22 protein-coding genes and 2 pseudogenes are annotated in these 21,138 nt (G+C 38.7%); 5 read left to right on the forward strand and 19 right to left on the reverse strand.

Annotated elements, in window-relative coordinates:
* Nucleotides 1–108: 108 nt before the first annotated feature.
* Nucleotides 109–579: a rhodanese-like domain-containing protein gene (locus MLC52_RS10685; RefSeq protein ID WP_151899503.1), complete on the forward strand. Its 471-nt coding sequence runs from the start codon at nt 109–111 to the stop codon at nt 577–579.
* Nucleotides 580–653: 74 nt separating this feature from the next.
* Nucleotides 654–1,121, forward strand: coding sequence for a DsrE family protein (locus tag MLC52_RS10690; RefSeq protein ID WP_434580390.1), 468 nt, complete (start codon nt 654–656; stop codon nt 1,119–1,121).
* Between the two features lie 63 nt (nt 1,122–1,184).
* Here MLC52_RS10690 and MLC52_RS10695 read toward each other — a convergent pair whose 3' ends face one another.
* Nucleotides 1,185–1,655, reverse strand: coding sequence for a DUF523 domain-containing protein (locus tag MLC52_RS10695; RefSeq protein ID WP_434580391.1), 471 nt, complete (start codon nt 1,653–1,655; stop codon nt 1,185–1,187).
* 166 nt (nt 1,656–1,821) lie between these two features.
* On the reverse strand, nt 1,822–3,240 hold the full coding sequence (locus MLC52_RS10700) for an aldehyde dehydrogenase family protein (RefSeq protein WP_434580393.1): 1,419 nt from the start codon (nt 3,238–3,240) through the stop codon (nt 1,822–1,824).
* A gap of 73 nt (nt 3,241–3,313) precedes the next feature.
* Between MLC52_RS10700 and MLC52_RS10705 the strand changes: the two genes are divergently transcribed.
* A complete protein-coding gene (locus tag MLC52_RS10705; RefSeq protein ID WP_434580395.1) occupies nt 3,314–3,712 on the forward strand; it encodes a thioredoxin family protein in 399 nt (132 codons plus the stop codon).
* Here the strand turns inward: MLC52_RS10705 and MLC52_RS10710 are convergent.
* The 4 genes and pseudogenes from MLC52_RS10710 to MLC52_RS10725 all read right to left on the reverse strand — a co-directional run.
* The gene (locus MLC52_RS10710) at nt 3,709–4,797 is read right to left on the reverse strand and encodes an HD domain-containing phosphohydrolase (RefSeq protein ID WP_151899497.1); all 1,089 of its coding nucleotides are present in this window, start codon (nt 4,795–4,797) and stop codon (nt 3,709–3,711) included. The genes MLC52_RS10705 and MLC52_RS10710 overlap by 4 nt on opposite strands.
* Before the next feature lie 51 nt (nt 4,798–4,848).
* Nucleotides 4,849–5,178, reverse strand: a complete 330-nt coding sequence (locus MLC52_RS10715) for a YraN family protein (protein ID WP_434580397.1) — start codon at nt 5,176–5,178, stop codon at nt 4,849–4,851.
* A 126-nt stretch (nt 5,179–5,304) separates the two neighbouring features.
* Nucleotides 5,305–7,380, reverse strand: a complete 2,076-nt coding sequence (locus MLC52_RS10720) for a molybdopterin oxidoreductase family protein (protein ID WP_434580399.1) — start codon at nt 7,378–7,380, stop codon at nt 5,305–5,307.
* 119 nt (nt 7,381–7,499) lie between these two features.
* Nucleotides 7,500–8,015: pseudogene (locus tag MLC52_RS10725) on the reverse strand (SDR family NAD(P)-dependent oxidoreductase); the annotation flags it as partial.
* Between the two features lie 141 nt (nt 8,016–8,156).
* Between MLC52_RS10725 and MLC52_RS10730 the strand changes: the two are divergent.
* Nucleotides 8,157–9,782 (forward strand): annotated as a pseudogene (locus MLC52_RS10730) (IS1634 family transposase).
* Between the two features lie 23 nt (nt 9,783–9,805).
* On the opposite strand, the gene MLC52_RS10735 reads toward MLC52_RS10730, so the two are convergent.
* From MLC52_RS10735 to MLC52_RS10785, 11 genes are all read right to left on the reverse strand, one after another.
* A complete protein-coding gene (locus MLC52_RS10735) occupies nt 9,806–10,273 on the reverse strand; it encodes an SDR family NAD(P)-dependent oxidoreductase (protein WP_434580400.1) in 468 nt (155 codons plus the stop codon).
* Nucleotides 10,274–10,281: 8 nt separating this feature from the next.
* Nucleotides 10,282–11,544 (reverse strand): homoserine dehydrogenase, encoded by a 1,263-nt coding sequence (locus MLC52_RS10740; protein ID WP_434580402.1) that lies wholly within the window; start codon nt 11,542–11,544, stop codon nt 10,282–10,284.
* Complete coding sequence (locus MLC52_RS10745; protein ID WP_151899492.1) at nt 11,544–12,776, reverse strand: LL-diaminopimelate aminotransferase; 1,233 nt, start codon at nt 12,774–12,776, stop codon at nt 11,544–11,546. Before MLC52_RS10745 ends, MLC52_RS10740 begins: the two co-directional genes overlap by 1 nt.
* A gap of 74 nt (nt 12,777–12,850) precedes the next feature.
* The gene (locus tag MLC52_RS10750; RefSeq protein ID WP_434580404.1) at nt 12,851–13,684 is read right to left on the reverse strand and encodes a hypothetical protein; all 834 of its coding nucleotides are present in this window, start codon (nt 13,682–13,684) and stop codon (nt 12,851–12,853) included.
* Nucleotides 13,678–14,460 carry a hypothetical protein gene (locus MLC52_RS10755; protein WP_434580406.1) on the reverse strand — a complete coding sequence of 261 codons (783 nt, stop codon included), beginning with the start codon at nt 14,458–14,460 and terminating at the stop codon, nt 13,678–13,680. Before MLC52_RS10755 ends, MLC52_RS10750 begins: the two co-directional genes overlap by 7 nt.
* Complete coding sequence (gene rlmB / locus MLC52_RS10760) at nt 14,450–15,136, reverse strand: 23S rRNA (guanosine(2251)-2'-O)-methyltransferase RlmB (protein WP_151899489.1); 687 nt, start codon at nt 15,134–15,136, stop codon at nt 14,450–14,452. The genes MLC52_RS10755 and rlmB overlap by 11 nt, the downstream gene beginning before the upstream one ends.
* A 48-nt stretch (nt 15,137–15,184) precedes the next feature.
* The gene (rsmI, locus tag MLC52_RS10765; protein ID WP_434580408.1) at nt 15,185–15,994 is read right to left on the reverse strand and encodes a 16S rRNA (cytidine(1402)-2'-O)-methyltransferase; all 810 of its coding nucleotides are present in this window, start codon (nt 15,992–15,994) and stop codon (nt 15,185–15,187) included.
* 9 nt (nt 15,995–16,003) lie between these two features.
* Complete coding sequence (gene rpmE / locus MLC52_RS10770; protein WP_151899487.1) at nt 16,004–16,204, reverse strand: 50S ribosomal protein L31; 201 nt, start codon at nt 16,202–16,204, stop codon at nt 16,004–16,006.
* Between the two features lie 112 nt (nt 16,205–16,316).
* A complete protein-coding gene (locus tag MLC52_RS10775) occupies nt 16,317–17,996 on the reverse strand; it encodes a sensor domain-containing diguanylate cyclase (protein WP_434580409.1) in 1,680 nt (559 codons plus the stop codon).
* 23 nt (nt 17,997–18,019) lie between these two features.
* Nucleotides 18,020–18,691 carry a 16S rRNA (uracil(1498)-N(3))-methyltransferase gene (locus MLC52_RS10780; RefSeq protein WP_434580411.1) on the reverse strand — a complete coding sequence of 224 codons (672 nt, stop codon included), beginning with the start codon at nt 18,689–18,691 and terminating at the stop codon, nt 18,020–18,022.
* A 1-nt stretch (nt 18,692) separates the two neighbouring features.
* Nucleotides 18,693–19,106, reverse strand: coding sequence for a hypothetical protein (locus MLC52_RS10785; protein ID WP_434580413.1), 414 nt, complete (start codon nt 19,104–19,106; stop codon nt 18,693–18,695).
* Nucleotides 19,107–19,166: 60 nt separating this feature from the next.
* Between MLC52_RS10785 and MLC52_RS10790 the strand changes: the two genes are divergently transcribed.
* Nucleotides 19,167–20,378: a molybdopterin molybdotransferase MoeA gene (locus MLC52_RS10790; protein WP_151899483.1), complete on the forward strand. Its 1,212-nt coding sequence runs from the start codon at nt 19,167–19,169 to the stop codon at nt 20,376–20,378.
* Between the two features lie 10 nt (nt 20,379–20,388).
* Here MLC52_RS10790 and MLC52_RS10795 read toward each other — a convergent pair whose 3' ends face one another.
* Together MLC52_RS10795 and MLC52_RS10800 are read right to left on the reverse strand one after the other, a co-directional pair.
* Complete coding sequence (locus MLC52_RS10795) at nt 20,389–20,739, reverse strand: metal-sulfur cluster assembly factor (RefSeq protein WP_346389668.1); 351 nt, start codon at nt 20,737–20,739, stop codon at nt 20,389–20,391.
* The gene (locus tag MLC52_RS10800; RefSeq protein WP_434580415.1) at nt 20,736–21,113 is read right to left on the reverse strand and encodes a SufE family protein; all 378 of its coding nucleotides are present in this window, start codon (nt 21,111–21,113) and stop codon (nt 20,736–20,738) included. The genes MLC52_RS10795 and MLC52_RS10800 overlap by 4 nt, the downstream gene beginning before the upstream one ends.
* Nucleotides 21,114–21,138 lie beyond the last annotated feature (25 nt).

Consider the following 21,138-nt stretch of genomic DNA (forward strand, 5'->3'; position numbering starts at 1 on the left):
GTTGTCCTTGACATTTTAATTATAAAATTATACCATACTCTCATCTATTTAGTTAAATGCCTAATTAAGCATTTAACTATTAGGTTATTTCAAAACAAAGGAATAACAATGAAAAAATTGTTGTTGATCATTGCATTGTTGAGTACCAACCTGCTTATGGCAGATATTGCAAATAAAATGGTGCTTATCAAAGAAGCCAGAAAAAGTGTGGGAGAGATGCCTGCAAAACAGCTTAAAGCTTTGCTTGATGAGGGTGAAGACGTCATTGTTCTGGATGTAAGAGAGAGTGAACAGCGAGCCGAGGGAAGTATTCCCTATGATGAGTTCAACAAAGAAAACTTTGTAGCCATTACACGCGGCAATCTGGAATGGGAAGCGGCGAAAAAGATCAAAGATCCTGATGTCCTGATAGTAACATATTGTCGAAGCGGAGGCAGAGGGGCATTGGCAGCCGAAGTGTTGAAAAAAATGGGTTACAAAAATGTAACCACGCTCAAAGGCGGGCTCAAAGGCTGGGTAAAAGCAGGATACCCTGTAAAAACAGGTCTGGGTGAAGTTGTACTAAAAAAAGAAAAGTGATTTTACATAAATTTTACTTATCTGGGATAATATAAGGGCATCTCCAATGCCATTAATTCAAAAGGAATGTATAAATGAAAAAAGTGATACTGATTTTAACCTTACTTCTTAGTCTGGTTCAGGCCGAAGATGAAAATGCAAAGGCAGTGTATGATTTGACAACAAAAAATTTGGCAAAATTTGAAAGAAATATACTCAAAGGAATTGTTTTCAACAAAACACTCTATGCAAACCAGCTCAAAGAGCTTGATGTAGCCGTTGTTATCCATGGAGGAGCCTACAGATTTTTTGTAAAAAATCTGGACACTACCATCTTTAAAAATGATCAAAAACTTCAAAAAGCCTACAAAGAGCTCAAGCAGCGTATCGCCACAATGGCTGACACCTACGATGTGGAATTTCTAATGTGCGGTGCGGCAATGGACCGCAACAGGCTTACAAAAGATGACATTGTTCCTTTTGTAACAATTATTCCAAACTCTACCATAGGACTTATCAACAAACAAAATGACGGTTTTGCCTATATTCCTGTAGGAGATTAACAGAGAATACGATAGATGCGAACAATCCCGAGTTAGAGTTTTTTTATGATCTGGATGATGCTTTTAAAGTCTATCTGACTCGTTTGGATTATGTTTCATAAAATTTAATTCATCTTCGATTTTGATATTTTTGTAATATTTGCTCATAAGCTCTGCAGCGATTCCGTTGCCGAGTTTCACAGTCTCTTTTTTCTCATTCAAAACAGGAGTCGTACCATATCCGCAGCTTGGTGACTTGGATTTGAGGATGATACGCTCAACATTTGGATGCAGTTTCATAAAAGTGTTTATTTCGTCTTCCAAAAGCTGTGTAACATCTTTGTTTGTCTCATCTGTCACGATTCTCTTTTTTCCGTGTATTTCCAAAACATTGATACGTTCTCTCGGCGTTCCAAAAAGCGGTGCTTCAGGGCAGAAAGGAATGATTTCATACTTCTTTAAAGCCTCTTCTACCACATCTGTCTTTTTTGTTTTACCGTCATAACGGCAACACTCACCGAGTAAACAGGCAGAAACAATTACTTTTTTTTTCATACAGCCCTCTCTTGTAAAAAAACAAAGCCCGCACTGCAAAAAAAAATTTAGTTTTTTCTAAGTTACGCTTTAGCGTTAAAAGTGCGGGTTCAAAAAAGCTCTTTCATCGAAATCGGTACTTTAGTGCCGACTCTTAGGCTACAAAAGTCTAAATTTCACTTGTCATTTAACAAATGACAATAGACTTCAACTCCGTCATCTCTTCTATGGCAAAACGCGGACCTTCGCGTCCTACTCCGCTGAGTTTCACCCCGCCGTAGGGCTGTATGTCAAAACGAAGTGTCGGCATATCGTTTATAACTATTCCGCCCGCATCAAGCTCCTCTATTGCACGGTTTGCAATGCTTAAATCGTTCGTAAAAACCGAAAACTGCAAACCGTAAGGCGAGTCATTCATTCTTAGGGCAGCATCATCAAAATCCATCACTTTTACCAGCGAAACTATCGGTGCAAAGACCTCTTCGCAGACAATTGCCATATCATCCCTTACATTTGCCATGACACAGGGATAAAATGTTCTGCCTTCCAAACGCGGAACCAGTAAAGGAATTGCACCCTCTTTTATAGCGGCATCAACCCAACCCATAGCACGCTGGCATGATTCATCGTCTATGAGCGGTCCCATAAATGTCTCCTCATCATAAGGGCTGCCGACTTTGAGTTTTTTTGTAGCCGCTGCCATAAGTTCTGCAAATTCATCATATATATCTTCTTGCACATAAATACGCTGCAGCGATATACACACCTGTCCCGAATTGACAAAAGCACCCATGGCGCATTTCGTTGCAGCATAGGCCAGATCAGCCGATTTTTCTATGAATGTCGCGGCATTGCCTCCGAGTTCAAGTCCTATTTTTTTGATACCGGCATTCTTTGTAATAATATTGCCGACAGGAACACTGCCTGTAAAACTGATAACACGGGGAATATCGCTTGTAATTAGTGCATTACCAACTTCTGCATCACCGTAAACAACACTTAATGTATCAGGTACGGCATAATCACTCTCTATAAAAAGCTTTGCAAACTTGTATGCGGTCAGAGGTGCTTCGGGTGTCGGTTTAAGCACTACGGCATTACCTGCGACAAGTGCCGGTCCGAGTTTATGTGCCACGAGATTTAAAGGAAAATTAAAAGGCGTAATTGCCACAACAACACCGGCAGGTTCGCGTCGAAAAAAGCTAAGCGTTTTTTTTCCGCTTGGCATGGCATCAGTATTGATCGTTTCACCGTGCATTGTCCGCATTGTCTCTGCTGAAAGCGTTATGGTTTCAATACAACGTTCAACTTCTATACGTGAAAAAGAGATAGGCTTCCCTACTTCATCCGTAATGGTTTTTGCCAAATCTTCTTTGTTTTCTTGAAGTTTTTTGGCAACATCAAGCAGCCATGCGCAACGCTGTGCCAAAGTACTTTTTTTGGCAAATACAGCGGCATCTTTGGCAATCTGCAATGCTTTTTTTGCATCCTCTTCACTGCATACAGGAGCAGTTGAGACCACTTCCCCGCTGTAAGGCGATTTTCTTTGGCTTACTTCTGCTTTTTCTGCTTCTTTAGAACCGAAAAATATTTTTGCTTCTTTCATCATTTTTCCTAAGATATCATTTTATATTAAGAAAATTATATCATTTTAATTGTAATCCTAATACAATTTGATTATGAAAACATTTATAACTATCCTATTTTTAGCATCTTCTCTTTTTGGATTTGAAACAGACAAATGGCTGCATGATTACAATACGGCAGTAAATCAGGCACAAAAAGAGCAAAAGAACATCTACCTCTTTGTCGGAGCGGACAGATGCCATTTTTGCAAAAGATTTAAAGAAGTAACACTCTCTCAAAAAAAAGTCATACAGAGGCTTCGTCAAGACTATATTCTTGTATATCTCTCACGTGACCGGCACTTCATTCCAAAAAAATTCCAAAGATTCGGCGTTCCAAGACACTATTTTCTTAATTCACAGGGAAAAATTTTATTTGAAAGTTTCGGAGTGCTTGAGCCCGCAGGCTTTTTTACCCTTTTAGACGAAGCCGATTTAAATACAAATAACTAAGAGCAGGCAACATCACAATATCGGTCTCTTATTTTCTTAAAGTCCGCAATATTATTTAAAAATATATCAACAAGCAGAGGGTCAAAGTGTCTTCCTTTTTCTTCTTGAAACATTGCAACAATATCTTCATCCTTCCAGGCTTTTTTGTACACTCTCTCGCTTCCAAGCGCATCAAATACATCTGCTACAGCGGTAATTCTTGCATATATGCTTATCTCTTCTCCTGCCAAACCTCTGGGATATCCAGAGCCGTCATATTTTTCATGATGCTCATACGCAATCGTAGCTGCAATCTGTAAAAGTTCTTTGTCGCTGTGTCTAAGCATATCATACCCCAGAGTAGTATGTGTCTTCATAATTTCAGTCTCCTGGGCTGTATGTCTTGCGGGTTTGTTGAGTATGGCATCGGGTATGCCTACTTTTCCTATGTCATGCATTGGACTTGCTTCTTTTAACATCTGCGCATGAAATTTATCCATACCACTGTACTCCGCCAACAAGCGGGAATACTCTGCAACCCGCCTTACATGATTTCCTGTCTCTTTGGAACGGCTCTCACCGATTGTGCCCATTGTAAATATGATCTCTTTTTGTGTTTCACGTATATCTTTGTTGAGTGCTACAATATCTTTGATTCTGCGGTGTACCTCTTCTTTGAGATACTCATTCATATTTTCCATATTTTTCTGCAGCTCCTGCAAAGCTTTTTTGTCTGTAATGTTTTCTCTCAATGCATGGTAGCCGACAACTTCCCCGCTCTCATTGGTATATGGTCCGATATGCGCATACACCCAATAAAAACTGCCGTCTTTGGCCCTGTTTTTTATCTCGCCATACCATTCTTTTCCGGCTTTGAGAGTAGCCCACAAATCTGCAAACAGCTCTTTTGGCATATCTTTATGTCTTAAAATATTATGGTTTTTTCCTAAAAGTTCTTCTTTTGAATATTTGCTTATTCTGCAAAATGCCTCACTGGCATATACAATTTTTCCCTGCAAATCAGTTGCAGAAAAAATGACATCTCTGTCAAATGTTTTGAGCAAATAGTCTTTATTCATTGTATCATTCAAAAAATTATTTTTCATAAAAAAACCTGTAAAACAAATATCACTTTCTACAGTTTAGCAAAAATTAAATTAAATTGTAATATTTTCCAATATTTCTATGTTTTTCGGGGTGACTATCAGTGCATCAAACATATACTCAGGATCCAGAGTATTTTTTTTCATATAGACCTGTGCGGTTTTTATAAGACGGGAGAGTTTTGCCGGTGTTATGTTTTGAATGGCTAGTTCATAATTTTCACCGCTTTTTACTTCTACGAAATGCAGGATATTATCTTTGAAGGCAATAATGTCCAATTCGCCAAAACGGGAATAAAAATTCTTTTCTAAAATAGTATACCCATGTTCCTGCAGGAATAGAGCAGCCTTTTCTTCTGCTATATTTCCTTTTGCTCTGCTCATGGGTTTATGTCCTTTCTTGGCAATTTTCAAAACAACTCTCAGCCCAGACTGAAGTCTGGGTTCCTCGATATCTTGACATGCTTATATTTATTCGAAACCCAGGTTTTAACCTGGGCTGGTGTTTGCTTAGCAGTTTATTATTTCAACTTGTACCGATTTGAATGCAGCAGTTAGGATTAGCTCATCACTCTTGTCTCCAAATATATTGTTCAGTTTTGAATCTGCATGATGAAATGTTGTATAAAGCGTTTTTGGACGGACTTTGTTGGTAAACTTTACACGAAGAGGATTTGTCTGACCAAACTCTGTTTTTAGAATCACCTTTTCGCTCACAAAGTCTGCCGCATCCTCTTCATGTACCAACAAGAGATCCTCTGTATAGCGTTTCATCAGTTTTTCGGTATATTTTGTTTGTGCAGAGTTGTTGTAATGTGCCATAGCACGGCCTGTTGTAAGATGGTATCCTTTGAGATTTTTGTTTAAAATCTCTTCTACCATCCCTGAGAGTTTGTATCCGTGGTATCTAAAAGCACCAATGCCGTCACGTGTTCTGAAATCTTCGCGATGCAGTACAGGAGTGCCCTCTCCCTCTTCGGTTATCGGCCAGGAAATGCCTTTTTTTTCATTTTCTCTGAGCACTTTGTAAGAAGCGCCTTTAAATCTGTTTGTCGCTGTTTTTCTGACATCTTCCCATATTGCTTCGGACGAGTCAAAACCAAAACCGCCGCCCATCTTTTCATCAAGCAGTTTGATCACTTCCCAGTCATCAGGTAAATCACACTCTACCAAAGGTCTTGAAAGATGTACTTTTCTCATGGCATTGATATAAACACCTGTTTTTTCGTAGGCTGATTTTACACCTACCACTATATCGGCACGTTCGGCAATATCTGTCATAAAAAGCTCTTGCACAAATATCAGTTCCAAATTTTCAAAGGCTTTCGTAATCTTGTTAAGATTCGGATGAATGTGTGTCAGATCCTCACCAATGTTGAGAACACCTTTTATACTGCCGTCAAGCATTCCGTCAACCAGTTGGGGTGTCATTAGCCCTACCTCTTTTGGAGCTGTATAATCAGGCGCATAATACGGAAGCATTCCCATGTCACAGACACCCTGTACATTGGTCTGTCCGCGAAGCGGCATAACACCGGCTCCGTCTTTACCTATATTTCCGGTCATTAGTGCCAAATGCACTATGGCCATAACAGCATAGGAACCGTCCACATGTTCGGTAATCCCGAGACCCCAGAGAATCAAAGACTTTTTGGCCGCATACTCACGGGCAATTTCAGGAAGCATATCCGCAAGATACTCATACCCTTCTACATCTCTGAAAAACTCCGGATTTGCATACGGGTCGGCTAATATGTTTTCCTTGAAATGTTCCCAGTTCTTTGTTCTGTTTTTGATAAAATCTTTACAGTAAAGCTCTTCTTTGATGATAGTGTAGGCTATCATATTTAAAACAAGCAGATTTGATTCATGCGGTGTTACCGCTTTATACTTTGAAAACTTGTGCAGTTTTATCTCACGAACATCAAAACATGCAATAGGCGTGCCCTTTTGTGCCGCTTTTATCATACGGTTTCCGACAATAGGATGAGCTTCTGTAGTATTTGAGCCCATTACGATCATAAATTCTGTTTTGTATATATCATCAAAAGGATTCGAGGCAGCCCCTTCGCCTATAGTAAGACGCATGCCTTTTAGTGATGGGGAATGGCAGACTCTCGCACAGTTGTCCACATGTGGAGAGTTCAGTGTATAACGCGTAAATTTCTGAAAATAGTAGGCACTCTCACAAGAGCTTCTTGCCCCGCCAAGCGAACAGACAGATTTGTCGCCATATTTTGCCTGAATATCTTTGAGCTTCATTGCACCGGCTGTTGTTGCACTCTCCAAATTTGTTTCATACCATTTTTCATCCAGAGAATGAAGCGAATCAGCTATAACAGCTTTGATATGAGGATTCTTTTCCAAAAAGCTTTTTCGGATACGGGGATTTTTAATACGCTCTTTTGCATCAACAAAGTCAAAACCGTATGTTCCTTTGATACAAAGCTTTCCCTCTGATGTAGCACCGTCGGGATGTGCGAATATCTTCTTGATTTTGTTCTCTTTGACATCAACATGTGCGGCAATGTCACAGCCTACGCCACAGTATGCGCACACACTGTCTATTGTCTCTATATTTTCCATTTTCCACCCTTAACTATTACCATATTTTCAATAAGATTTTTTAAGGATGTTTTGTGAAGCTCAGACCGAAGGGAGGATTTGTCTTCATAAAATATTCTTAAAAAATCTGCAATATGCAACTATGAAAGATAGTTTACAATTCTTTGACTTAAAGCTGATGGAAGTAAATTCATAAAACGAATGATTAAATAAAATCTAAGAGGAAAGGCATAAAACTTTTTTCTTTTTTCTATTGCCTTTTTCATACGTTTGACTCCCTCTGCAGTATCCAGCAAAAACGGCATCTTAAATTCATTTTTGTCAGTCATTTCACTTTTGACAAATCCCGGCAAAAGTATGCTTACATGTAAACCGTCTTTTGCATACTTGTAAAATATACCCTCAGCATAGGCATTTAAAGCACGTTTGGACGAAGCATACACTTTTGCACTCGGCATAGTAAAAAGTGACGAAAGCGATGAAACAAATACAATATGACCGCTTTTTTGTGCCTGCAGTTGCGGTAAAAGCACTTCTAAAATCGCATGATTTGCCAGCACATTCACATTGTAAAGATTTTGAAAATCATGTATCGTTGGAATATTTTGCGTATGTCCAAGCGATATTCCGGCATTTAACAGAAGTAAATCAACTGCTCCGACTGACCTGACTTTTCCTGACTTCCGCGATAACTTTTTAAATAAAACTTAACCTCGTAAAATAGGTACTTTCAGAGGATAAAAAGGCACGATTTGTGTGCCTCGGGAATATATTCATAGAATTTGTTATCATTTTATATGAGATTAAAAGTCAGAAAAAAGAAAAATAGCAGTGGAAGTATCAGTATTCATATTGTTGACAGAAGCAATCGAGGCTATAAAGTAGTTGAAACTTTGGGTAGCAGTAAAGATCCAGATGAGATTGAGCAACTTTACCAAAAAGCACTGGGGCGTATTGATGAACTTGAGTATAATCTTTTCTATTTTTTACAAACTAACAGTAAAAAAGAGTTGTTAAAAAAGCTGCTTGCAGAATATACAACACAAGATTTTATACCTATTGGTGATGAGTTAATATTTGGGAGATTGTTTGATGATATAGGGTGTAATAAAGTTTTTGAAAAGTTACAAACAACATCCATTCGTAAAGTTTCAGAAAAACAGTTTTTATTTCGCTCATTGGTAATATCAAGAATACTTTACCCCGGCAGCAAATTGGAGCTGATACACTATTTGGACTACTTCAAACATCAAGAGATGACAACAGATACAATTTATCGCTTCTTGGATACTATCTATCAAGAGGAGATAAAGACACAAATAGAGCAATGTGTATTTGAACACACCCAAAAAGTGATGTCAGGAACTATCACTGTAACTTTCTATGATGTAACAACACTCTACTTTGAAAGTGAGAGTGAAGATGATTTAAGAAGAATCGGTTTTTCCAAAGAGGGAAAACTTGCCCGTCCCCAAATACTCCTTGGTCTTTTTACAACTCTAGAAGGGTATCCACTGAGCTTTGAAATATACGAGGGAAATAAATATGAAGGGCATACCCTTATCGATATACTTCAAAAGTTTCAAACACGGTTTCAACTCAAAGAAAAACCGATAGTAGTTGCGGATAGAGGGATGCTCACCCATGCAAATATTGCTTTTTTAGAGAATAACGGTTATAAATATATCCTTGCCTATAAAATCAAAAATATTGACAATGTACTCAAAGAGCAAATTGCAAATTTGACATTTATTGATGATGGGACTATCCATACCATTGATATAGATAAAACGATAAATTATATAGATGAATTTGGCAATAAACAGCAACTCCCTATCAGACAGAAACTGATTCTTACCTACTCCTCCAAAAGAGCAAAAAAAGATAAAAGAACAAGAGAGAAAGCGTTAGAGAAAATCAAAGCAAAACTCTCAAAGAAAAATATTACAAAAAGTGATTTAAAGCTTTCATATTATGCAAAATATTTGGATATAGATGAGAAGTGCAGTATTAAATACAAACTCAACCCAAATAAAGTAATGCAAGATGAAAGACTTGATGGTATTAAAGGGTTTGCAAACAAATGATTTTTCACTCAATGCCAATGATGTTATAGCACATTATCAGAATCAGTATGATGTTGAGAGAGCTTTAGAATCTCAAAAACAGATTTACGCATTCGGCCAATATACCATCGCGTTGAGGAGAGAATAAAAGCACATGTACTTATTTCGTTTGTATCATATGCAGTTTACAAAGAGTTTGAAAGAAGATTAAAGTTGCATGATGTCAGATTTAAGTTCTCGCAGAAATTACTAAGAAAAATTATTGAACATATTACAGCTTTAAAAATTGATGATGAATTACTGCCTATAAATCCATCACCGATTCAGAAGCAAATCCTTGATATTTTTGAAAATTGAAAATGTGTGCCTTATCGCGGAAGTCAGGAGGCATTTAAAGCACGTTTGGACGAAGCATACACTTTTGCACTCGGCATAGTAAAAAGTGACGAAAGCGATGAAACAAATACAATATGACCGCTTTTTTGTGCCTGCAGTTGCGGTAAAAGCACTTCTAAAATCGCATGATTTGCCAGCACATTCACATTGTAAAGATTTTGAAAATCATGTATCGTTGGAATATTTTGCGTATGTCCAAGCGATATTCCGGCATTTAACAGAAGTAAATCAACTGCTCCGACTGACCTGACTTTTTTCTGAAGTTGAACAAAATCAGTTACATCCACAACAAGCAAAGTAATACTTTTACATTTTGGAGCGAGTTCTTTTTGCAGGCTTCGCAGTTTTTGCTCTCTGCGTGCCAACAAAATAAGTTCAGTATCTTTGTTCGCATATTGACGTGCAAATTCCGCACCAAGACCGGAGCTTGCCCCTGTAATCAGGATTTTCATCTTAAAAGTTACACTATCCTGATCATAGAAGGTTTTGCATTTATAAAATCAAGGGCTTCAAGTTCGCGGATCATATTTTGTATATCTTTTTCCACGGCTGTATGTGTTGATATCAACAGATTTGCACTTTCATTGTCACTTGGACGCTGCAGCATGGTTTCTATAGAGATATTGTGTGTTTCAAATATTTTTGTCAGTCTTGCCAAAACACCGGTTCTGTCTGAGACATTGACTCTCAAATAGTATTTGGACTCGATTTTTTCCGTTGGTTTGAGTGTCAGCTGATTGCCTTCCATCGGTCGGTTAAATCCAAGCATCGGCGTCGATTTTCCGCTTCTTGCTATATCTATGATGTTTGCCACAACTGCCGAAGCCGTTGCATCGCCGCCTGCACCCGGACCGTAGTAAAGTGTTTCGCCGACTTTGTCGCCGACAACAGAGATGCCGTTCATCACGCCGTCTATTTTTGCTATCATCTCTTCTTGTTTAATCAAACAGGCATGTACTCGCAACTCAACTTCATTTTTGTCTTTTTTTGCAATCCCTAAAAGTTTGATGGCATAACCGAACTCTTTGGCAAATGCAATATCGTCCTGCGTCACATTTTCAATGCCCTCAATCAAAATATCTTCGGGTTTTGCATCAATGCCGTAAGCAATGGAAGCCAAAATAAGCAGCTTGTGCGCAGCATCATATCCGCCCACATCAAACGTCGGATCAGCTTCGGCATAGCCGAGTTCCTGAGACTCTTTTAAAATGTCATCGTATGCCACACCCTCATTCGTCATCTTTGTCATCATATAGTTACATGTACCGTTCATAATACCCATGATTGATTCTATATGATTGGCTGACAAACCGTCACGAAGTGCCGTTATAATTGGAATACCACCGGCAACACTCGCTTCAAATTCAAAGGCTTTGTCTTTTGCAATCTCCTGCAATTCATAACGATGGTATGCCAGCAGCGCTTTGTTTGCAGTTACAACAGACTTACCGGCTTTGAGTGCGCGTTTTACCACTTCAAATGCCTCTTCCACCCCGCCCATCAATTCTACGACAATATCTATTTCTTCATCATTTAAAATATCATCTACATTATCTGTTAATACAATGTCCAGACCCCGCTCTTTTTTGAGATTTTTCACGACACCGCTTTTGACGACAATATCAACACCCGCACGGGCAGAAATCACATCCGCATTCTCTTTTAAAATTTGCGCTACACTTGTTCCGACTGTTCCGACACCGATTATTCCGACTTTTATCATTACTTTTTACTCTCTTTTTTACAGCCGTCAAACTGTTTTAAAAATTCTTTTATATTTCTGGCAGCCTGACGAATCCTGTTGTCATTTTCAATGAGTGCTATACGAACATAGCCCTCACCGTATTCTCCAAAACCGATTCCCGGAGCCACGGCAACACCTGCTTCAATCAACAGACGTTTCGAAAACTCCAAAGAACCGAGATGTGCGACACACTCAGGAATTTTTGCCCAGGAAAACATTGTTGCCTCATTCTTTTGTATATGCCAGCCTGCACGCCCGAATGCTTCTATAAGCACCTCCTGGCGGTGATTGTATTTTTGGGTAATCTCGCTCACACAGGTCTGATCGCCGTTAAGTGCAACCGTCGCCGCCACCTGAATAGGCGTAAACATACCGTAATCCAACCATGATTTGATTTTTTGCAAGGCACCTATGAGTTTTTTGTTTCCTACAAAGAAACCTACACGCCAGCCTGCCATATTGTACGATTTTGAAAGCGTAAACGACTCGACTGCCACATCTTTTGCACCCTCTACGCTCATAATAGATGGTGTTTTATAGCCGTCAAAGGTAATGTCACCATAGGCAATATCGGAAATCACATAAAATCTTTTCTCTTTTGCCATCGCAACCAAACGTTCATAAAACTCAGGCGTAACCGTTGCTGTTGTCGGATTGTGCGGAAAATTGACCAAAACATATTTTGGTTTCGGGGAGCTCTCTTTGAAAACCTTTTCCAGACTCTCAAAAAAGTGATCTTCATTCACCCGGTAGTGCTCATCAAACTCTATACCGAATTTGATAACATTGCCTCCGGCCAGAATAAAAGAGTATTCGTGAATCGGGTAGGTAGGATCAGGTACAACCGCCACATCTCCTATGTTTGTAATGGCATAGGTAAGGTGTGCATACCCCTCTTTGGAACCCATTGTCGCCACACACTCTGTTTCAGGATCAAGCTTGCAGTCATAACGGCGTTCATACCAGTCTGCAATTGCTTTGAGGAGTTTCGGAATCCCTTTTGAAGAAGAGTATCCGTGTGTTTTTGTCTTTTGGGCTGATTCGACAAGTTTGTTTCGTATATGCTCCGGCGTCGGTCCGTCAGGATTTCCCATAGAAAAATCTATCACATCTTTACCGGCACGGCGTTCTGCCATTTTTATATCATTAACTTCCGCAAATACATACTTTGGAAGTCTCTCAACTCTATTAAAATTAAACTCATCAAACATTGTTTACCCTATAACATGAAATATTTAGTGCTATTTTAGCGAAAAATTATTAGAATAAAGTTACGGTCTGTAAATTATCTTTTGCCCTTTGGATATAAAACAAGAGAATCTTTGACATTTTTGAGTGTATGCATATCCGATATTTTGATATATTTCGCATTTTTGGGCATGATAAGTGTCAGTTTTTTATAAATTTTATTTTTTTTAAAAAGTTTTAAAAGATGCAAAGAGGCATCATAATAAGCAATATACGGATACCATCTGTTTCTTCTTGAACTTTTGATCGTCAGACTTCTGATCTTTGAAATATCAAGCCAGTGGGCATACAAAGAGCGCTTTAGTTTTATCTCTTCGCCTGTATGCAGCTGAGCGACATTGAGATATCCGTTGCTTATGTCAATGGTGTATGTCCACTCTTTGAGAGAATTTTTTTCTACGTCTATTATATTACAACCGCTTTTTTGCAGTTCGTTTTGCAGTATCAAAGGGTCGGTTGCATACTCTGATGTGAGATTAATACTCCAGGAAAATTCTGAACTGTCAAAATTTGATGCTGTTGTCACATATCTGAAATAGCCCAGGTTTTGCAGCGTGTCTTCCATAATTTTTACAAAAAAGAGAGGATACCCGCTTGTTTTAAAATTGAGCCGAAAATCCTGTGGTGAACGAAAAAAAAGATTTAACAGACCATTGTCTTTGAGTGTCTGTATGACCTTCACCGCATTGACCCTGTCTTTGACATAAAAAGAGGATTTCGGTTCAAAAATCACATTGATAAAATCTTTGTTTGTCTCATAGGATTTCTCACCTAAAAAGCTTTTAATTTTCACATCCAATGGGTCTTGTGTTATATCAGCACAATTTGCAAAACCAAAAAAGAGTGCCATGAGAACAAAGACTTTTACCATGCACTACCTCTGTTGAGTCTTTTAAATTCCTCAAAAGTCAACTCCTTCACTGCACCCTCTTTATACAGGAGTCTTAATGTTTTTTTCGAATTAAATTTCTTTTTCTCTGTATCCGTGACAACATCTATGTAGCCATGCCCAAAAATCAAAAGCCACTCTTTGTCTGGATCAAGATCAAACTCTCCCGTAAATGTCTTTTGATATTTCTTGTTTGTTGCAACATCAATATAACCCATCCAGACTTTTGATCTTGCAATAATTTTAAAACTTTTCTCTACGGCTTTTTCTTTTTTTATTGCAGTTTCCTGTGTCGTGTTTGCATCTTTGAGTGTCTTGTTTTCATCTTTTTTCTGACTGACATTTGTATCAACAGATAAAATCTGAATATTGCTTTGTTTTGGAGGAGGAGTTTTTATTTCTTTATCTGTATATTCCACTGTATAATACAAAGCAGCAAGCAGAGCAACCATTGTAAGTAAAATATATAAAAGTGTGAAGTTTTTCTTTTTTTTCGGTGCTATAAAAATCCCGTCTTCAGTGGTTGTCTCAACAGGATTTTTTTCATTATAGTAGGCAGTTCCGGCATTTTTCAATTCACTCAAATCAATGTTGTACTCTCTTTGGAGTATCGAAATAAAACCAATAAACTGAATTTTGTTCAAACCGTCAAAACTTGCATGTAAAATTGCCTGTATATGTCCTACCGGTATGTGTGTATCTTCATAAATTTTCTGTGCGCCGATATCTTTTAATTTTTGCAACCCGTCATTGTTCATATCTCATCCTGTCCATTAAAATAGCTCCGGCAACACTTACATTCAGTGAATCAAAATCATGTGCCATTTTTATACTGACTATATTGTCTAACTTCGCGCTTACTCTTGCGGTCAGACCTTCTCCTTCATTGCCCAGGACTAAAAGCCTTTTTTTCGCAATTTTTGCTTCTCTGATATCAATACCGCCCATATCAGCACCATAGCTGACAAAACCGGACATCTTAAAATCATTCAATAAGTTATGTATGTTATTTTCAACAGCCAAAGGCATATCAAAAAGTGCACCGGTACTTGTACGAAGCAATGGTTCAACAGCAAGATGTTTGATCCCGCTGACAATAATCGCATCCACACCCAAGGCATAAGCACTTCGTACAATGGCGCCAATATTGCCGACATCTGTGAGCCCTGCCAAAACAACTACAAACTCTTTGTCTAAAAATGTCTGGTAATTATGGAGTTTGTAATCTTCAACTTCAGCCAAAAATCCCTGGTGATTGGCATTTTTACTCATTTTAACGGCTGCTTCATTTGGAATGCGTTTAATTGCAAAATCCATTTTCATAAGGCGGGAGTACTCTTTTTTCTCAAGTTCTTTTGCAAGATACAGAGTCTTTATTTTTTGCGGATAGTTGTTGATAAGATAATATATTGGTTGTTTGGCATAAATTAACATGAGAGTATTTTATCCAAAAAAGTGTTTATTTAAAATTTTTTCATAAATTTACATTAATCTTTGATAGATCTCTTTTGTATTTTCACCTGTAATTTTACTGATAAGTTTTGCCTGCACTTTTTTAGGCAAGTCCAGTGCCAGTATATCGTTTTCACTGACGGCAGAACTGTTTTGTTCATTGGCTGCCTGAATCACCACAACCCATTCGCCACGAAAATTTCCATCAAGTTTTACAACTATTTCAGCTGCAGTGCCACGCAGGTATCTTTGATATTTCTTACTCAGCTCTTTACACAGAAATATTTCTCTTTCAGGTGCTTCTTTTGCAATTTCTAAAAGCAGTTTTTCCAAACGGTGGGGGGACTCATATAAAACTGTTGTATAGCCACTGTGCAAAGCACGCTGCAAACCTTCACTGCGACTGCTTCCTTTATGGTCCAAAAATCCTAAAAACAGCATTTTTGTTTCACAAAATCCACTGGCAACAAAAGCAGTAAGCACGGCATTGGCACCAGGAAGCACATCATAGGAAATATCATGTTCCAGACAATAGGCAACCAAGGCCTGTCCGGGATCACTCACACCGGGCATGCCGGCATCACTGACATAGACAATATTTTGCTCAAAAAAAGAGGGAGAAAGTTTTTCAACAAAACTTTGTTCATTATGAGAATGCAGAGCAATAAACTGTTGGTTCTCTTTAAATTCTGTATTATAGCGTTCTTTAAGAATATGGATGAGTTTTTTGGTAACGCGGGTGTCTTCGCATAAAAGTGTATCGGCATTTCTCAGAGCATCAATCGCTCTGAGTGAAATATCGCCGATGTTTCCAATCGGAGTTGGAACAAGAGTCAGCAAGTTAAAAAATTATTTTTTATTGTAACGTGCGTTAAATTTCTCGATACGACCAGCCGTATCAACCATACGCTCTTCGCCTGTAAAGAACGGGTGACATTCATTACAAATATCAATTCTCATTTCCGGCTTTTGGCTTTTTGTTACAAAACTATTTCCACATGCACATGTTACAGTACAGTCAACTAACTGAGGGTGAATACCTTTTTTCATCTTTTTACCTTTTGATACTCGTCGAAGTACGAATATCTATATATTTTTTAAATCCGTATGGGGGCAGATTTTCTGAATGGAATTATAACCAAATTTTTTCTTAATACAAAATTTATCCGATGATATACTGATTTCTTCCGTTCTCCTTTGCTCTGTAGAGTGCATTGTCTACACGTTTAAAGAGTGCATCCTCATCATCTCCCTCACAGTAAAGCGTTAATCCGAAGGAGAGCGTCACCTTTGGCACCGGAGCAAAAGATTCCTGGAGCATCTTTTTCTGAATCTTCTGTGCTACTTTTTCCAAAGCTTCTACTTTGGCGTTTTTTACAATAATAATAAATTCTTCGCCGCCCCATCGTGCAACAAAATCATCCTCACGTACATTTTTCAGCAAAATTTGTGCAATTTTTTTCAAGACATGATCTCCGACATCGTGTCCGTAATTGTCGTTGACCAGTTTAAAAAAGTCTATATCAATCATCATCATGCCAAAAACTTCGCCATACCGTTTTGCACTTTTTATCTTCTTTGTAACTATGCGGATATACTCCTGTCGGTTATACAAGGCAGTCAGAGGATCATGGATAGTCAGGGTCTCCAACTCCTGGGATGTCATCTTGACCAGATGGGTTAATGATTTTTTTATAGAGTCAAAAGTATGCTTTGGTGCAAAACTTTTTTTCTCGCACTCTGTATAGTCTGATTCTGACAAGAAGAGCGCTGTTGTCGTGACATTTAACAACTCTGCCATCTCAGAAGATTGAAAGAATTCACCAAAAGTAAAAAAACCGCCTGTCGGTGCAATGGCTTCCAAAACACCCAGTTCATCTTCGAGTTTTTCTCCTAAAAGTGCTTTTCGTGCGACACAGGAATATATAAAGATTGTTTCTGCGCAGTGCCGGCTCAAAGCACCGTAAAGTTCATCAAGATGATCTGTCAAATCTTCAATGTCGGCAAAACTAAACCGCACAACATCGCCCACTTCAAATCTGCCTGCATACTGCAAAAAGCCCTCTTGCGTCACAGCAATAGGATCCCGCGCTACAGTAATGTCTCCTTTTTTCAGCAACAAAGGAAAAGGAGCACATGCTTCAGGAATTTTTTCCAAAATATGCTTGCCCAGGTATCTCTTGTATATGTCCAAAACAGGGATTCCGTCAAGTTCATACAAAACTGTCTCTTGTGCTTTTGTCACTATCATCTCTTTGCCGATAGGGGTCCAGGCAAGAATATAATCACTCTTGGCATGCAGTTCCTCACCGCTTAATGTTGCTATCACACATCCGTTGTCACTGTAATTTTTCTCGTCAAAAACAAATGTTTTTTGAAAAAGTTCATCACCGGCTCTTCCTCCTGCAATGACAATATCGGGCATGGTCCTGTGAATATTTTCTATCAATGCTTCAGCGTTACTTTTAAATCCGTCACTGAAAATTATCATCGCTTTTGTATTTTCCCGTACCAGCGCTTTTTGCATCATTGCAACATTAAAATCATCTTCAAAAGAGTAAAGTTTCGAAGCGACTGTACTTTTTTTAAAGAGACTCAAAGAGAGCACAACTTCTTTGTCATACATGACAGCATTCGCTATGCCGCCGGCCGTTGTGGTACCGATGATATTTGCATAGGGGAGTTCTTTTTTGATAAACTGTGCAAGAGAGAGACAGAACTCTTCCTCTGTAATCCCGCTCAATACCTGAACAAGAAGTGCCTTTTCCTCTTTCAGTTTATACTTTTTTACAAATTTTTGAAATGTTTTTTCATCTTTATAAATTATATTATAACTCTTCATTCAAAAATTATATCACGCTTCTCTTAAAGCAATATTTTGCTTGCAACTGCTAAAACTGCACTCTCAGAACGAAGAATCATAGGTGTATCCAGCCGGAACACTTCCTGATTTTTCAAAAACTCTTTTTCTTTGGCTGAAAACCCGCCCTCACAGCCTATCAGTACTGTTGTAAAATCACTCTCACACTCCAGTATTTTGTCTGTAAAATCAAAAACTTTTGTATCCGGATTTTCTTTAATAAATGTTTCAAGCCCTTTACATGTAGCAAATTCCATAAACTCTGTACGCCCGCACTGCTGATTTGAAGCCTGCAAAATCCGTTCAAACCGCTTGAAATCAGGCTTAAAGTTTTTCTGACTGCGCTCGCAGTAGATGAAAGTAATCTTTTTCACCCCTGTTTCGTTCAGACTTGCCAGTACTTTTTCAACAGACCTGTTGTCAATGACACACCAGCCGATATGCAACTCTTTTTCTGCTTTGACTCTCAGGATTTCTGAAGAAATACGCTCAAACACTGCCGTTCTTGGTTCGATTTTCTGCAGCCTGTATATATGCAGCCTCTCTATATCTTCTTTATTGCGAAAACCCAGTTCGTCACCGACTTTGTGGCGGCGTACTTTTATAAGATATTTAAAATCTTCGTTCTTTACATGTAAAGAGTCTTTGCCTGCCTCTGCATTGAAAAGATATACCATTTTACAAAAACCACATCCACAGTGACATCAAAAGCACCAAAACAAATTCTGCCTGCAAAATTGTTCTTGCAAACGGTTTGTATGCGTTAAAAGCATGCTCTTTTTTCGTACTCAGATATTTCAGGGCTTTTAACCTTTTTGTTTCCAAAACAATCAATACAACACCTAAAAAAATCATAGCAATATTTTCTATACTGAAGTGCAGGTGCTTTGCCGCCATCATCACAATACCGGTAAACAAAAGCGAACCAAGTATTGTCATTGTCAAAGGTGTCAAATACAAAGAGTTGACCCTTTTGTATCTGGCAAGCTCCTGAGAACTTATCAGAAAAAAAAGATTTACAAAAATCATCACCAAAATTGCAACCGCAGACCAACTATGTAGGCTTAAACCCATATTATACATTTCATTCATAACGAAATTATATTATAATATGTCCATTAAACAAAGAGTCTGCACAAAGGATATACTATTATGACTGTAAGCATTGAAAAAGCACTCGAACTGATTTATACAAATACGAAACGAAAATCGCTCAAAATACTGCCCATTGAAGAAGCTTTGGGCTATGTACTTGCCGAAAATATTACAGCAACACACAATCTCCCGCCTTATGACAATTCCGCGATGGACGGGTATGCGGTAAAGATAGAAGACTCTGACAAATGTGTTACGGTGTCTTGTACAATTTTTGCAGGGGATGATTTTCAGGGTGAACTCAGACACGGAGAAGCCATCAAAATCATGACAGGAGCAAGAATTCCGCTTGGAACCCAGTGTATCGTACCGGTTGAAGACACACAGGAGTGCCAAAACGGTGTCAAACTTCCCGACAATCTTGTCATCTCAAAGCATATCCGTCTCAGTGGTGAAGATATCAAAAAAGAGACTCTCTTGCTCTGTGTCGGTGACAAAATCGATGCACATCAGATTACACTGCTCGCATCCCAGGGTATCAGCCATGTCAAAGTGTACAAAAAGCCCCGTGTCGCTCTGTTTGCTTCAGGGAATGAACTGAAAATGCACTTTGAGCAGATTACAGAGTATCAACTCTACAATACAAATACACCGACGCTCCTCTCCCGTGTCAAAGAACTCGGCTGTGAAGTGGAGTTTATCGGTACTGCCGCAGATACCCTCGAAGATATTCATACGCACATAAGGAGTGCACTTGACTGTGATTTTATCATTACAAGCGGCGGAGTAAGTGTCGGAGATGCCGACTTTACAAAAGAGGCGTTTGGCGCCTTCGGGTATGAAATTCTTTTTGACAAAGTAGCCATCAAACCTGGAAAACCGACTACTTTTGGAAAAATCGGAAACAAAGTCATCTTGAATCTGCCTGGAAATCCGCTCGCAGCAGCTCTAAATTTTGAGCTTTTCGGAAGAAGCATTATTTATGCAATGAGCGGACAAAAAGACAAATACATCAACCCCATTACTGCCAAAATGAAAAATGATGTCACACTGCGCGCAGGAAGAAGAACAGTCATTCCCGGCTATTTTGACGGTGAATATTTTACGGTTTGTGAGCAGTATGCTCCGGGAATGATTTCTCCTCTCGCAGAGGCGAACAGTTTTATCATCACTGATGAAAACTGTACAGAAATTCCAAAAGAAACCCCGGTAAAGACAATCAGTACAAAGTTCAGCTTCTGCAGTGCAGACTTTATACCTTTAAGTTAGCAGCGTAATTTTACAGCATCCCCATAGCAAGTTTTGCCTCTTCGCTCATCTTGCTTTGATCCCATGGCGGATCATACACCACCTCAACATCAAGTTCTTCAACAGAACCGTCTTCTATCGTATTGGCAATATTTTTCACCATATCTATAATGACCTGGCTCATCGAACAGGTTGGTGCGGTAAGCGTCATGACAACTTTGCATCTGTTTAATTTGCTCACCGGATCTTTTTCACACTTGACATCATAAATCAGACCAAGATTATAAATATCTACCGGAAGTTCAGGATCATATATCTTCTTTAACTCTTCAATAACCCGTGCTTCACTCTCCTTAGGCGTCACATCTCTTATATCACTCATACCGCTTCCTCTTTGCATCTTTTTGCATAAGCATAGACTTTGTTTAAAAAAGCCTCTAAACTCTGTTGACGAACAGGGGAAAGGTGCTCGACTATTCCCAGTTTTTCAAGCTCTTTGGGATCAAAGGCAAGAATATCATCCACCTCCTGTCCGCTGAAAATATCTAAAAGCAGACTCAGCATTCCCTTTGCCATTTCACTGCTGCCCTCACCTCTTAAAACAAGCTTACCATCTTTACACTCACCGACAAGCCAGGCAGGAGAAGAACAGCCTTCTATAAATGTTGCTTCATTTTTTTCTTCTTCAGGCAAGACAGTGTGTTTTTTTCCCAAATCAAAAATATATTCAAACTTTTCGTTTGGTGTTTCAAACATCTCCAGATCTTCTTTGTAATAATTT

The sequence above is a fragment of the Sulfurimonas sp. NW15 genome (assembly GCF_051132285.1).
In the GTDB taxonomy this organism is placed as follows: Bacteria; Campylobacterota; Campylobacteria; order Campylobacterales; family Sulfurimonadaceae; genus Sulfurimonas; species Sulfurimonas hydrogeniphila.